This is a genomic window from Caniella muris (assembly GCF_943193035.1).
Lineage (GTDB): Bacteria > Actinomycetota > Coriobacteriia > Coriobacteriales > Atopobiaceae > Granulimonas > Granulimonas faecalis.
In genome coordinates this window covers 1,169,914-1,183,437 of the sequence record NZ_CALPCK010000001.1, presented here as the reverse complement: position 1 = coordinate 1,183,437, position 13,524 = coordinate 1,169,914, and the positions used below count along the sequence as shown (strand labels likewise).

13 protein-coding genes are annotated in these 13,524 nt (G+C 69.3%); 8 read left to right on the top strand and 5 right to left on the bottom strand.

Annotation, left to right across the window (positions count from 1 at the left end; genetic code table 11):
• Positions 1-89 precede the first annotated feature (89 nt).
• From NFR49_RS05155 to NFR49_RS05140, 4 genes are read left to right on the top strand one after another with little or no spacing between them, the layout of a single operon-like run.
• Complete coding sequence (locus tag NFR49_RS05155) at positions 90-377, top strand: BMC domain-containing protein (protein ID WP_251158571.1); 288 nt, start codon at positions 90-92, stop codon at positions 375-377.
• A 29-nt stretch (positions 378-406) separates the two neighbouring features.
• The gene (locus NFR49_RS05150) at positions 407-2,017 is read left to right on the top strand and encodes an acetaldehyde dehydrogenase (acetylating) (protein ID WP_251158570.1); all 1,611 of its coding nucleotides are present in this window, start codon (positions 407-409) and stop codon (positions 2,015-2,017) included.
• A gap of 49 nt (positions 2,018-2,066) precedes the next feature.
• Positions 2,067-2,966 carry a MerR family transcriptional regulator gene (locus tag NFR49_RS05145; RefSeq protein WP_251158569.1) on the top strand — a complete coding sequence of 300 codons (900 nt, stop codon included), beginning with the start codon at positions 2,067-2,069 and terminating at the stop codon, positions 2,964-2,966.
• Positions 2,963-4,063: a 1-propanol dehydrogenase PduQ gene (locus NFR49_RS05140; protein ID WP_251158568.1), complete on the top strand. Its 1,101-nt coding sequence runs from the start codon at positions 2,963-2,965 to the stop codon at positions 4,061-4,063. Before NFR49_RS05145 ends, NFR49_RS05140 begins: the two co-directional genes overlap by 4 nt.
• A gap of 91 nt (positions 4,064-4,154) precedes the next feature.
• Here NFR49_RS05140 and NFR49_RS05135 read toward each other — a convergent pair whose 3' ends face one another.
• The 3 genes from NFR49_RS05135 to NFR49_RS05125 all read right to left on the bottom strand — a co-directional run bounded on the left by NFR49_RS05135 (position 4,155) and on the right by NFR49_RS05125 (position 6,749).
• Positions 4,155-5,336, bottom strand: coding sequence for an iron-containing alcohol dehydrogenase (locus NFR49_RS05135; protein WP_251158567.1), 1,182 nt, complete (start codon positions 5,334-5,336; stop codon positions 4,155-4,157).
• 124 nt (positions 5,337-5,460) lie between these two features.
• Positions 5,461-6,114 (bottom strand): GPP34 family phosphoprotein, encoded by a 654-nt coding sequence (locus NFR49_RS05130; RefSeq protein ID WP_251158566.1) that lies wholly within the window; start codon positions 6,112-6,114, stop codon positions 5,461-5,463.
• Positions 6,115-6,227: 113 nt separating this feature from the next.
• Positions 6,228-6,749, bottom strand: coding sequence for a hypothetical protein (locus NFR49_RS05125; protein WP_251158565.1), 522 nt, complete (start codon positions 6,747-6,749; stop codon positions 6,228-6,230).
• Between the two features lie 111 nt (positions 6,750-6,860).
• On the opposite strand from NFR49_RS05125, the gene NFR49_RS05120 reads away from it, so the two are divergent.
• Positions 6,861-8,219: a 2-hydroxyacyl-CoA dehydratase subunit D gene (locus NFR49_RS05120; RefSeq protein WP_251158564.1), complete on the top strand. Its 1,359-nt coding sequence runs from the start codon at positions 6,861-6,863 to the stop codon at positions 8,217-8,219.
• Here the strand turns inward: NFR49_RS05120 and NFR49_RS05115 are convergent.
• Positions 8,216-8,767: an NADPH-dependent FMN reductase gene (locus tag NFR49_RS05115; RefSeq protein ID WP_251158563.1), complete on the bottom strand. Its 552-nt coding sequence runs from the start codon at positions 8,765-8,767 to the stop codon at positions 8,216-8,218. The two genes, NFR49_RS05120 and NFR49_RS05115, sit on opposite strands and share 4 nt — an antisense overlap.
• A 359-nt stretch (positions 8,768-9,126) precedes the next feature.
• Here NFR49_RS05115 and NFR49_RS05110 point away from each other — a divergent pair, with 359 nt between their 5' ends.
• Both NFR49_RS05110 and NFR49_RS05105 read left to right on the top strand, forming a co-directional pair.
• A complete protein-coding gene (locus tag NFR49_RS05110) occupies positions 9,127-9,621 on the top strand; it encodes a MarR family transcriptional regulator (RefSeq protein ID WP_251158562.1) in 495 nt (164 codons plus the stop codon).
• 93 nt (positions 9,622-9,714) lie between these two features.
• The gene (locus NFR49_RS05105; protein ID WP_251158561.1) at positions 9,715-11,214 is read left to right on the top strand and encodes a putative ABC transporter permease; all 1,500 of its coding nucleotides are present in this window, start codon (positions 9,715-9,717) and stop codon (positions 11,212-11,214) included.
• A gap of 91 nt (positions 11,215-11,305) precedes the next feature.
• Here NFR49_RS05105 and NFR49_RS05100 read toward each other — a convergent pair whose 3' ends face one another.
• The gene (locus tag NFR49_RS05100) at positions 11,306-12,661 is read right to left on the bottom strand and encodes an Mbeg1-like protein (RefSeq protein WP_251158560.1); all 1,356 of its coding nucleotides are present in this window, start codon (positions 12,659-12,661) and stop codon (positions 11,306-11,308) included.
• Positions 12,662-12,781: 120 nt separating this feature from the next.
• Here NFR49_RS05100 and NFR49_RS05095 point away from each other — a divergent pair, with 120 nt between their 5' ends.
• Entirely contained in the window at positions 12,782-13,351 is a 570-nt protein-coding gene (locus tag NFR49_RS05095; protein WP_251158559.1) for a hypothetical protein, read from the top strand.
• The last annotated feature ends 173 nt before the right edge of the window (positions 13,352-13,524 follow it).

Genomic DNA, 13,524 nt, shown 5'->3' with positions numbered 1-13,524 from the left:
TCGAACCCTGACCCGAGGCCGCCGTCATGTCCTTGGAGGCGCCCCCTACCAAGGGGCGCCCCGCCCAACCGGTCAAGGAGGAACATCCCATGGCAAACGCAACTGAGGCCCTCGGCATGATCGAGACCCGCGGCCTGGTGGGCTCGGTGGAGGCCGCCGACTCCATGGTCAAGGCCGCCAACGTCGCCCTCGTGGGCAAGGAGCAGGTGGGCGGCGGCCTGGTGACCGTCTTCGTGCGCGGGGACGTGGGGGCCGTCAAGGCCGCCACCGACGCCGGCGCCGCCGCGGCCGAGCGCGTGGGCGAGCTCGTGAGCGTCCACGTGATCCCGCGCCCGGACGCCTCGGTGGAGGCCATCCTGCCCGGCGGTGCCAAGTAGCGGCCCAAGTCCACGGAGGGTTCCGAGAGATGGCAGACATGGATTTCGACCTCAAGAGCATTCAGGCCGCCAGGGAGCTGGCACGGCGGGGCAAGGAGGCCGCCGAGGCCATCGCCGGCTACGACGGGCGGCAGATAGACCGCATCCTCAGGGCCATGGTCGAGGCCGCCGAGGCCCACGGCGAGGAGCTGGGCGCCATGGCGGTCGAGGAGACCGGCTTCGGCGTCGCCGAGGACAAGGCCTACAAGAACCATATGGCCTCGGGGTTGCTGTACGAACAGATCAAAGACAAGAGGACCATCGGCGTCGTGGACGTCGACGAGGACGAGCAGGTCATCACCATCGCCGAGCCGGTGGGCCTCGTCCTAGGCATCGTCCCGTCCACCAACCCCACGTCCACGGTCATGTACAAGGCCTTGATCGCCCTCAAGGCGCGCAACGCCATCGTCTTCAGCCCCCATCCCGCCGCCGCCAAGTGCACGGGTCTCGCCATCAAGATCCTCAACGACGCGGCCGTGGCCGCCGGCGCCCCTCCCAACGTCATCCAGGGTGCCGAGCTCCTTTCCATGGCCGCGACCAACGAGCTCATGCACGCCCCGGAGGTCTCCCTCATCATCGCCACGGGCGGCCCCGGCATGGTCAAGGCCGCCTACAGCTCCGGGAAGCCGGCCTTGGGAGTGGGGGCCGGCAACTCCCCGGCCTACATCGAGCGCACCGCCTCCGTGCCCGATGCGGTGCGACGCATCATCGCCTCCAAGACCTTCGACAACGGCATCATCTGCGCCTCGGAGCAGTCGGTGATCTGCGAGGACTGCAACCGTGACGCCGTCGTGGCCGAGTTTGGGCGTCAGGGCGGCTACTTCATGACGCCCGAGGAGTGCGCCGCGGTGTGCTCCCTGCTCTTCCGAGACGGCCATGCCATGAACCCGCGCTTTGTGGGCCGTTCGGCCCATTTCATCGCCCAAGCCGCCGGCGTCTCTGTGCCGCCGGGGACCAAGGTGCTTATCGGGGAACAGAAGGGGGTGGGGGAGGGGTGGCCCCTGTCCTACGAGAAGCTCACCTGCGTCTTGGGCTTCTACACCGTCTCCGACTGGAAGGAGGCCTGCGATCTCTCGATCGGCCTGCTCCAAAACGGCATCGGCCACACCATGAGCCTCCACACCCGGGACAAGGACGTCGTGAGGCGCTTCTCCGTGAAGCCCGCCTCCCGCATCCTGGTGAACACCGGCGGCTCCCAAGGGGGCACGGGCCTTGTGACCGGTCTGGACCTCTCGTTCACCTTGGGCTGCGGCACCCGGGGAGGCAGCTCCGTCTCCGAGAACGTGGGGCCCCAGCACCTGGTGAACCTCAAGCGAGTGGTCAACGGCCTTGTGGAGCCCGACGAGGCCGTGGCAGCCGACGAGCTCTTTGCCCGCTATCACCCCGAGCTTGCGGCGAGGGCTGCGGCTGTCGGTGCCGGGGGGCGGCCCGCAGGGGAACCTGCGGTGAGCGGCGCTGCTGTGACCCCCGGCACCCCTCGCTCCGCCTGCGGTGCGGGGTCCCGCGGGGCGGCCGTCTACGCCACGGACGACGGGGGCCTCAGTGCCGCCGACCTTCAGGGGATGGCGGCGGGCCTCTCCAATGCGTTCAAGGGCCTGTGAGCCCGGCATGCACCGCAAGAAGCCGGTCCCGTTGGAAGGGGGTACTGCCATGCAAGACGCAGCCGGACGCGGGGAGGACCTGGCCCACGGGGGCCTCCATGCCATAGGCGACGCAAGTCGCCTCGGGGGCGTCTCCCAGCGGACGCTGCGCCACTACGACAAGCTCGGCCTCATCAAACCAGATCGTATCGCCCGGAGTGGCTACCGCTACTACTCCGAGGAGACGCTGCTCAAGGTGCCTGTCATCAGCTATCTCAAGTCCATGGGTTTTTCCCTGGAGGAGGTGGCCACGGTCCTCTCCTCCAGGGACTTCCAGGTCATCGAGGACCTTTTTCACCGGCAGCTCGACGTCGTGGGGGAGCACCAGGCCGAGCTGGAGGCCCAGCGGCGGATCATCGCCGACTGGACCGAGCTCATAGACGAGGCCACCTGCGTTCTGTCCATGCGCCCCCAAGAGGTGGGCGTGGCCTACCTGCCCGCGCGGTCGCTCCTGTCCATGGAGTACGAATTCTCGGGCAATTACGCGGAGGCCCTTATCAACCTGGACTTCACGGCCTTTGTGCGCGACAGGGGCAACGTCGTCACCGGCCCGGTCATGCTGTGGCACGAGTCCTTTGAGCGCTGCCGAGAGCCACGGCGCTTTCCCGAGGCGGTCCGGGTGCTCCAGGCCTCGCTGCGCCCGCCCGGCCGGGCCGACGCCTTCATGGTGCCGGGCGGCGTCTATCTGCGGGCCTACCACACCGGCCCCTTCGAGGCGCTGCCCGCCACCTACGAGCGCATGGTCGCTCACGGCGACGCCCATGGTTATCGGCTGGAGGGCCCCAGCATAGAGCGCTTCGTCACCGATTTCTGGACCACCGCCAACCCCGAGTCCTTTGTCTGCGAGGTGCTCATGCCGCTTGTGGTGGACGGGTCGGACGTCGAGGGGGTAGAGAGGAGAACGCTATGAGTCGATTTGCAATCAAGACGGAGCTGCATTTTGGGCCGCGGGCCGTGGATTCGCTGCAGGGTCTGCCCTTTCGCCGGGTCCTGGTGGTGACCGACGGGTTCCTGGCCGACTCGGGGGCCGTTTCTCAGCTGACCTGTCACCTGCCGTCCCAGGCCACCTGCGAGGTCTACTCCGACGTGCGGCCCGACCCCACCCAGGAGCTCGTGGAAGCGGGGGTGGGCGTCTTGGAGCGGGTGCGGCCCGACCTTGTCATTGCCTTCGGGGGCGGCTCCAGCATCGACGCCACCAAGGCCATGCTGTACTTCGCTCGCGAGCGGGCCATGGACCGGCCGTGTTTTCTGGCCGTGCCCACAACGGCCGGCACGGGTTCCGAGGTGACCAACTTCGCGATCGTCACCCGCGGTGAGGACAAGGTCGCCCTCATCGACGACTTCCTGGCGCCGGACGGCGCCTTGCTGAATGCCCGTTTCACCCGCACCGTCCCGCCCCGGGTGACGGCCGACACGGGTCTGGACGTGCTGACCCACGCCCTCGAGGCCTTTGTGGCCCGGGGCGCCGGGTCCTTCACCGACGCGCTTTGCGTCAAGGCGGTGTCGACCGTGTTCGCGGAGCTGCCCAGGGTCTTCAAAGACGGCGGGGCCATGAAGGGGCGCGAGGCCATGCTCGAGGCCTCCTGTGCCGCCGGCATCGCCTTCACGAACGCCGGGTTGGGTATCAACCACTCCATCGCCCACGCCCTCGGCGGGCGCTTCCATGTGGCCCACGGCCGTCTCAACGCCGTGCTGCTTCCCTACGTGCTGGCCTTTCACGAGCAGGACGGCGCAGTACGGACACGGTTTGACGGCTTGGCCCGCCAAGTGGGCCTCGTCGATTGCGATGGGCTTGTCGGGCGCGTGAAGGGGCTGCTGGATGAGCTGGGGGTCGAGCGCCGTCTGGGGGAGCTCGAGGGCATCGAGGAGACCCCGTTCATGGAGGCGCTCGACGGCATCGTCGATGCGGCGCGCAACGACCGTTGCACCCCTATGGACCCCTGCGTCCTCTCGCGTCAGGACTTTGTGAACCTGTGCCGGGACGCGTTCTGGGGAACCGGCCGCTAGGCGCTTTGCGCCCGCTGTCGGCCGCCCGCCGCACCCGCCTGCGCCCGAAGGCCCTCAACGGCTTTCAGGCGCAGGCGGGAGGCGGTGCCCCCTACAGGCAGGCCCGGTAGATCTCCACCACGTCGGCGGGGGTGAGCTCAACGAAGCCCTTGATGGCGGGGCCGTGGCAGGCCTTCTCGGCCATGGCCTCGAAGTGCTCCTCGTCGATGCCGATGGCCGAGAGGCTCCCGGCCAGCTCCAGCTCGTCGCAGAAGAAGTCCTGGAGCGCCTGGATACCGGCCTCGGCCCGCTCCATGTCGCCGAGGGAGGGGTCGCAGATGCCGAAGACGTTCTCGGCGAACTGGCAGAACTTGGGCAGGGTGCCCTCGGGGTCCTTGGCCAGCACGTGGCGCATCCACGCCGGGGTGAGGATGGCGAGCCCCAGGCCGTGGGTGATGTCGTAGAACGCGGAGAGCTCGTGCTCCATGGGGTGCACGCTCCAGGCCTGGGTCTTGCCGCCGTCGGCGAACCCGTTGATGGCCCAGCTGCTGGCCCACATGAGGTTGGCCCTGGCCTCGTAGTCGTCGCCGTGCTCCATGGCCCTGGGGGCGAAGCGGATGACCGTGCGCAGCAGGCCCTCCATGAAGGTGTCGAGGAAGTAGAGGTCGTCGTCCTGGGAGAAGTAGACCTCGCAGGTGTGGCTGATGATGTCGGCGGAGCCGGCGGCCGTCTGGAACGGCGGCACCGTGAAGGTGTTCACCGGGTCGAGGAAGCTCGCCTTGGGGAGCAGGCACGGCGCGCTCCTGCCCTCCTTCTGGTTGGTGTCGGGGTTGGAGATGACGCCGCCGTCGTCCATCTCGGAGCCGGTGGCGGCCAGGGTGAGCACGGTTACCAGCGGCAGCGCGTCGTCGATGGGCGTGGTCTTGTCGGCGAACCAGTCCCAGGGTTCGCGGTCGCTCACGGCCGCGGCGCAGATGAACTTGGAGCAGTCGATGGTGGAGCCGCCGCCCACGGCGAGCACCACGTCCACGCCGGCCTCGCGGCAGAGCTCGGCGCCGCGGCGCACGGAGGCGATGCGCGGGTTGGGGTCGATGCCGCCCAGCTCCACCACGGTCATCCCCTGCCCGCGCAGCTGGGAAAGCACGCGGTCGTACAGCCCGGTGCGCTTGACGGACCCGCCGCCGTAGGTGAGCAGCACGGTGCTGCCGTGGGAGGCCACCTCCTCGCCCAGGTGGCCGAACTCGTCGTCGCCGAAGTAGATCTTGGTGGGGATGTGAAAGGTGAAACCGTTCATGGGACTCCTCTCGAGGGCGGGTTGTCTTCAGTGTAGCGCGGTCCGCTCCCGCCATGAGAAGGCCCCGCGCGGCCGACAGGGTCGCACGGGGCCTTAAGGGCAAGGGGCCTTGACGGGGCGCCGGCTAGTGCTCTGCCACGTACTCGCGGACGATGGGGGCGTAGACCTTCTCGACGTCGTTCCAGGCGGAGACGAAGGTGTCCTTGCCCTCGGGGGTCGTGGCGAACTTGAAGGAGTCCCACTTCTGGTCCTTGAGGAGCTCCTTGACGTTGCGGCGCTCCTCGCGGCCGAACACGTCGTCGGCCAGGCCGGCGCCGTCGATGAAGGCGAGCAGGGCGGCGTCGTCGCGCTTCATGGGCTCGTCGCCGTCGAGGGCGCGCACGATGTGGTCCACGATCTCCTTGCGGGCGTCGGGGGAGGGCACGAAGGTGGTCTCGCTCTTGTCGGTCACGAGCAGGCCGGCCTCGCGCAGGGGGTCGCAGAGGGAGGCCATGAAGGGGGAGAACTCCTCGCCGAGCATGTGCTCGAGGAGCTTGTCGGCGTCCACCACGCGGTGCTGCTCGACGTAGTCGTAAAGGGGGAGCAGGTCGCGCTGGCTCACGGGGAGCTGGGCCTCGCAGCGGACCTTGTCGTCGTCGCGGGCGACCTTGACGAAGCCGTCGCTGGCCAGCTCGTACAGGGCGCAGGCCACGGAGCAGGCCTTGGCCTCCTTGGTGGCGAAGTTGCCGTCGCCGTCGAGGGCGCAGACGATGAAGCGCTGGGTGAGGGAGGTGTTCATGGGGTTCTCCTTGCTTTGGCAGGCCTTCGGTTTATATCAGGGTTCCTACCCACGGCCCCTGTGTCCCTTATCAGCGCGCGACGCCTGCGGGCCCCCGACGGCCCTCCCGCGGCCTAGCGGTCGGCGCGGTCCTTGGCCATGAGGCGCGGGCCGAAGGTGCCCATGAGGCCGAGGCCCATGGCCACCAGGACGCCGAAGAACCCGACCTTGAGGATGAAGGCGATCTGGGTCATGGCCGCGAAGGCCTCGGTGTAGAAGTCGGCGCCGAAGCGGATGGCCTCGGGGGTGCCCATGGCCAGCATGGTGATGCCGAGGGCCACGGCGAAGACGCCGCCGATGAACCCGAGCCAGTCGTAGACCTTGGCGGCGCGGCGGTAGCCCGCCTCCCCGGTCCTCTTGCCGTCGTCGGCGTCCAGGTGGGGCAGGGCGGTGGCCGCGGTGGCTGCGGGGGCCGCGGACTCGGCGGGCCCGGGGGCCGCCTTCTCGGGCTGGGGGCCGCCGTCTCCGGCGAACGCGGGCTCCTCGTCCAGTACGCCCTCGGTCTCGGCGGCCACGGCGGCCGGCTGGGCGTCGAATCTCTCCTCGGCCTCCTCGTAGGCGGTCCGGTCGGTCTTGGCCTCGTCGGTGTCGCTCATGGTTCCTCCGGTTTCTTCTCTTTGTGCGGTTTCGGACCTCTCCTACCCTCGAAGGGTCCCTCTCACAATGGGCTACCATGGCCCTGGACCATTCTCCCTGAAAGGAGCGCCATGGACCCCGTCACGTTGCTCGGATCTTGGGTGGACAGGGCCGCGGTGGACGACCCGGCCCGGGCGCGGGGGCTGCTCTGCCTCGCCTACTCGGCCGTGGCCCTCAAGGGGCGCCTCACCGGCGGCCGCGGGGTCGTCGCGGCGCAGGACCGCTGCAACGGGGCCATCGCCTCCGGGGTGGTGGGCTCTCTCAGGCATCCCGAGACGTCGTGCGTCGTCAACATCTTCCTGCCCTGCGAGCTGCTCCACGCGGCCGGGGTGGCGCCGATGATCCCCGAGGTCGTCTCGGTCTACGTGGCCTGCACCCGCTGCGCCGAGGGTTTCTGCGAGCATGCCGAGGCCGCCGGCGTCCCCGAGAGCTTCTGCAGCTACCACAAGCTCATGCTCGGCATGGAGGACGCGGGCGTCCTGGGCCCGCCGGCGCTCGTGGCCAACACCACGCTGGCCTGCGACGCCAACCAGGTGAGCTTCCGCGCCATGGCCGAGGCCGCCGGCGCCCCGCACTTCGTGGTGGACGTCCCCCAGGGCACCTCCGAGGAGGACGTGGCCTATGTGGCCGACCAGCTCCGCGACCTCGCCGCGACCCTCGGCGACGTCCTCGGCGCCGAGGTCGACGAGGACCGCCTGCGCGAGGTGTGCCGCCGGTCGCGCCGCACGCTGGAGGGGGTGCGGCGCTACTGCGCCCTGAGGTCGCGGTGCAGCCTGCCCACCACGCTCACCTCCGAGCTCTGCCTGCTCGTGTGCACCCACGTGCTCCTGGGCGCCGAGGCCGCGGAGGACTTCGTGGCCGAGATGGTGGCCGCCGCCGAGGCCGCTGGGGCCGCCGAGGGCGCGGGCGGCCGGGGCGTGCCCCGCGTGTTCTGGTTGCACACCCTGCCCAACTGGCAGGGGGCCATGGGCCGCATCTTCGACGGTGCCGCCGAGGCCGAGCTCGTGGGCAACGACATGGCCTGCGACTCCCTCGACGTGCTCGACGCCCTGGACCCGGAGCGGCCCTTCGACTTCATGGCGCGCCGCCTGGTCTTCTCGACGTCCAACGGCCCGGCCGGGCGCCGGGTGGACGCCGCGCTCGCCCGGGCGCGCGAGGCCGGGGCGGACGGCGCCGTGCTCTTCGGCCACTGGGGGTGCAAGCAGACCCTCGGCCTCGCCGGCGTGGCCGAGAAGGCCTTCGCCGATGCCGGCATACCGCTGCTCGTGCTGTCCGGGGACGGCTGCGACCCGAGGAACGCCCCCTCGGGTCAGATGGTCACCCGGGTGGGGGCGTTCCTCGAGTCGCTCTCGCGCACCCCCGCCCCCGCGGGGGCCGCGGGCCCCGCGGCGGACGGCCCTGCGGCCGGCGGTCCTGCGGCAGGGGTCTAGTCCCCGGCACCCTCCATGGCGGCGAGCAGGGCGTCGGCCTGGGCGGCCAGGCGGGCGCGGTCGTCGTCCGACACCTCGAGGACGCCGGTGCCGTAGCCCTTGCCGATGGCCACGCCCACGGGGTCGGCCGCGACGTCCATCTTGATGAACTCGCAGAGCCGCCTGCACTCCGCCAGGGAGCCGGCCGCCGCCTGACGGCCGCCGGCACCGCTCATGACCACGGGCTTTTCGGCCACGGCCGTGGCGGCGGAGCCCTCCAGCATGGGCCGGCTCATCCAGTCGAGCAGGTTCTTCACCAGGGCCGGCATGAGGCCGTTGTACTCGGGGGTCACGATCCAGATGCCGTCGCTGGCGGCCAGCTCGCCGCGCACGCGGGCCACGGCGTCGGGGGTGGGCCACTCGATGTCCTGGTTCATGAAGGGCACGTCCGTGTAGTCGAGCTGGGCCACGGCGGCGCGGTTGCCCACCGTCTCGCGGACGACGTCCGCCAGCTGCTGGTTGAACGAGCCCGTGCGCGTGGAGCCCACGACGAGGGTGATCTTGTCCATGTCTCTCCTCCTTCGGCGGGGTTTTCACCGGTTTGTGCCCACTCGCTTGAGGAGGTATCGTCCGTGGCCCATCTGTGGCCCGGGTCGGTTCCATTGGCGCTCTTATCTGAAACGGTCCTGTAATAATGGGAGAACGGGGAAGAAAATGCATATTTTCGACACTCTGACCGTACCTGAATAATATATCTATCACGAAACCCTAGGTTTTCCGATATCCCCTCTTTTCCCGCTTAAAAGAACCCTTTCAGCTGGGCGACACCGCGGGTACTATGGTGCATAAGATAACCGGTTGCATATTCCCCGCACCGCCTGCGGCGCGGGGGCCGGTATCGAGGCCAGCGTGCGAACCGGGAGCATCCATGGACAAGGACAGGCAGGACAAAGAGCGTATGCTCGCAGCGTGGCTGCGGGTCACCACGAGCGTCTCCCAGGTGCACCAGCTGCGGGACCTCCGCTACAACGAGGCCCTCATCTGCAACATCCTGATGAAGAACGAGATCGAGCACCCCGGGCGGCGCCTGACCGCCACCGACCTCTGCCGCGAGTCCCACATCCTCAAGAGCCAGATGAACCGCACCCTCCAGTGCATGGAGGAGAAGGGCATCATCGAGCGCCAGCGTTCCACCGAGGACCGCCGCCGCGTCTACACGCGCCTGCGCCCCGACTCCGTGATCTACGAGCGCCAGCACGACCAGGTGCTCGACACCGTGGGCGCCATCGCCGCCCGCGTGGGCACCGACAACGTCGACCAGATCGTGGACATGCTCAACGCCATCAGCGAGGCGGCCGAGGAGGTCTCCCGTCAGGCCGCCGGAGCCGACGGCGCGGGACGGGCCGCCGCGGTCAACGCCTGACACGTCGCCGCAGGGCATCGCTTGGTTGCCGAGGGGACCGATGGGGAATAGAACCCCATCGGTCCCTTTCATTTACCGCGAGATTGGCTTTCCATGATCCTCAGGCAGGCGAAGGCGAAAGACCCGGCCAAGGGGGCCGGCGACGAGTCCGGCGTGGACGCCCTCACGAGCCGCTCCCAGCTCCTCGCCCGCCGCGGGCAGGTGGAACGCCGCATCAAGGACCTCGGCCGCGAGCAGGCGTCCCTGGTGAGGGAGCGCCGGGCGCTCGACCGCCGCATCGCCCTGTGCGAGCGCGACCGTCTCGCCGACGCCGTCTACGGGCCCGTGGCCCCGGAGCCCCCCGACGAGGTCACCCCCACGCCCGCCGAGGTCGACGCCGCCGGCGAGGGCATCCTCAAGCGCGACGGCACCCGCAGGGCGCCCCGCTTCGTGACGCTGCTCGGCCACACCATGTCGGTCACGGCCGCCAGCTACGCCGTGCTGCTCCTCGTGGCCGGCATCTTCCTCATCCCGCTGTTCGGCACCCTCGCCTCGGAGGCCATCTTCGACGTGGCCCGCGGCGGCGTGCGCGGCAACCTCGACGTCACCGTCGTGGTGTTCGTCGTGGAGTCGGTGCTCATGCTCGCCCTCGCGGCGGGGCTCTTCGTCATGGCGCTGCGCATCCTCCAGGGCGACAGCGCCCACCGCCTGGCCCTCTGCGAGGGCTGCATCCTCCTGCTCACGGGTGTCATCCTCTGCCACGTGATGGTGTTCGGCATGACGAGCGTGCTCATCGTCTACGGCCTTCTCGCCGCCCTGCTCGTGGCCCTGCACTCCTACTGGGACCCGGAGCTCGCCCTCGAGCGCGCCAACCGCCGCACCGACACCGAGTCGCTCAAGGCCATGGTCTTCTCCAAGGACGAGCGCACCACCATCCCCGGCAAGCGTTCGGGCACCGGCTACATCACGCTGAACTTCTTCAACCTGTTCTGGATCTTCACCATCGCGTCGGTCCTCGGCCTCATCGTCGAGACGGTCTACTTCTTCATCGGGAACCACTGGTGGATGGACCGCGCCGGCATGCTGTGGGGCCCGTTCTCGCCCATCTACGGCTTCGGCGCGTGCCTCATGACCATCGCCCTCAACCACTTCCACAACAAGCCCGTGCCGGTGATCTTCCTCGTGAGCGCCGTCATCGGCGGCGCCTTCGAGTTCTTCACCAGCTGGTTCATGCAGTACGCCTTCGGCGTGACGGCGTGGGACTACAGCGGCACCTTCCTCAACATCGACGGCCGCACCAACTTCTTCTACATGTGCTGCTGGGGCCTGCTCGGCCTCGTGTGGGTGAAGCTGCTGCTGCCCGTCATGCTGTACTTCATCAAGCGCATCCCCTGGGGCTGGCGCTACACCCTCACCACCATCTGCGCCATCTTCATCATCTTCGACGGCGTGGCCACCCTCACCACGCTCGACTGCTGGTACCTCCGGGAGGCCGGCGTGCCGCAGACCAACCCCATCGAGCGGTTCTGCGCCGTGCACTACGACGACGAGTACATGGCCGACCGCTTCCAGACCATGACGATGAAGGTGTCGTCGAGCGCGAGGACCCAGTAGGGGAGGCGTTCCGGCCGGGGCTCCCGCGACGTGGGGCCCGGCCTTTGGGGCCCCGGCTTTGTGCGGGCGGCTCCTCGGCGGCGGGCGCCCCTCAGCGCCTCCGCAGGGCCTTGAACAGCAGCACCCCCGCCGCCGTCCCCGCAGCCGCCCCCAGGGCCGCCCGCACCGCGGGGCGGTCCAGCCCCAGCCAGCGCCGCGCATTGTCGATGGTGCGCTTGCGCCCGATGTAGCGCTGGTACCGCCTCATCTCTGCGGGGTCCAGCGGTCCGGTCTCGTCGAAGACGGGCCCGCCGCCCAGCGTGGCGCCCCCGTCCAGCAGCTGATGGACGGTCTCCGTCGTGGCCTGGGCCGCCTGGGAGACACGCGTCTGCATGTAGCCGCTGGCCAGGACGCCGAGCAGGTCCATGATGTAGTCGCGCACCTCGGGCTCGGCCCCGGCGATTCGGGCCGTGACGCCGGCCACGATCTCCGGGTCGCCGCTCATGAGGTCCGAGAGGCCCCTCACGCCCACATCCTGCAGCGAGTCGAAGAACGCCGTGAACACGTGGCGGCGCTTCTCGCGGTCGGCGGAGTCGAGCCACGAGTCGAAGGCACGGTTCACCGCCCTGGCCTCCGGCAGGATGCCCGGCGCCTCCACGAACGACGGCCCCAGTACCTGCCAGCTCAACGCGGAGTGCTGCATCACGCCGCGCTCGTCCGAGGCCACCACCTTGGTGGGCTCGCCCACCGAGAGGAGCTGGCCCACCACGTCGAACTCCGGCACGTAGGTGCGGATGCGGTCACGCACCGGGGCGAGGCTCTCCTCGGGCAGGACCTCGGGGTCGAAGCCCGGGCCGTCGTTGTTCCAGATGACCGAGACCTTCCCGCGCACGGCCTCGCCGCACATGGCGGCGCCGTAGACTGCCAGGTTGCCTCCCTTGGAGTGGCCGCCCACCATGATGGGGGCCGGCACGTCCGCGCAGGTGACGTCGAGGTAGGTGGCCGCGTCGGTCTGCGACGGCACCACGTCGTAGGTCATCTCGAAGTCCTCGCGCCATCCCACGACCGTGTCGTCGGTGCCCCGGAAGGTCACGTAGGTGGACCCGTCCGACAGCCCCACGTGGAAGACGCAGAGCTGCTCGCCGCTGCGCGCGTCGAGCCGGGCGTGGAGGCGCCCCAGACGGGCGTCACGGAACCGCCGGCCGGCCGCCAGCTTCTGCGGGAGCAGGACCGTGTAGGGCGAGACCACGCCCGCCCAGCCGTAGATCTGCTCCTTGCCGTTGACCTCGAGGAAGCGCTCGGCCGCCTCGGCCATGGTCACGGTCCCGCCCTCGGCGACGGTGGGCACCGCGCCCTCCAGGGCGCAGTAGGACAACTGTGCCAGCACGACGTTGTCCACCTCGTTGAAGGGCACGGCCTCCAGGGGCACGTCCCCGTACCAGTCGAGATAGTCGAGAATGTCTGCCACGCGGCCTCCTTGGCTCTCCTTGTGGTTCTGATGATGTGTACCCCTGCCCACACCCTGAAACCCCCTGCGGTAACTACCATGGCATGAACCACAAAACGAATGTTCGCAGGGAGGGACACTTTGAATCGATCCGTGGGCACCCGCGCCCTCTGCGCCGTCCTGGCGGGGACCCTGACCGTGGGCGCCGGGGCCGCTCTCGTGGGGTGCGACGCCTCGGCGCCTGCGGCGGCGACCCAGGGCCAGGGGGTCCAGGGGCGCCGCTTCACCGTACCCCAGGCGTACTTCGGCTCCAAGGACGAGGGTGCCAGCAAGCGGGCCCTCGAGGAGGCCGGCGGCACCGACGTCGTGCGCGACTCCGACGGCAACTACACCGTCACCATGGGCGACGCCTCCTTCGACGCCTTCTGCAAGGCGGACCTCGACCGCACGCGCCAGCTGCTGGACGCCATCCCCAACTCGCCGGACTTCCCGCAGGTGAGCGCCATCACCTACAACGACGGCCTCACCGAGGTCGCCCTCACCTGCACCAAGGCCGACATGGGCAGCCAGGGGGAGAACGCCGCCAGCACGGTCATCTACGCCGCCTGCCTGCACCAGGTCATCGCCGGCGACGACCTCGCCTGCACCGTCCAGCTGGTGGACGGCCAGGGGCAGGTCCTGGACACCTACAGCGCCCCCGCCGACGCCTAGGGGCGCCCCCGGCCGCCATCTTCCGCCATCAAGGCCCGTCCTTTGCGACGGGCCTTTCTTTATGCACAAATCACTCAGAAATATGCATATATAATTGCGGGATGCATCGATACCTTAAAACATGTTGAAGTCTAGCTGACAGCTCAACGGGCCGGGAGAACCTACGCATATCT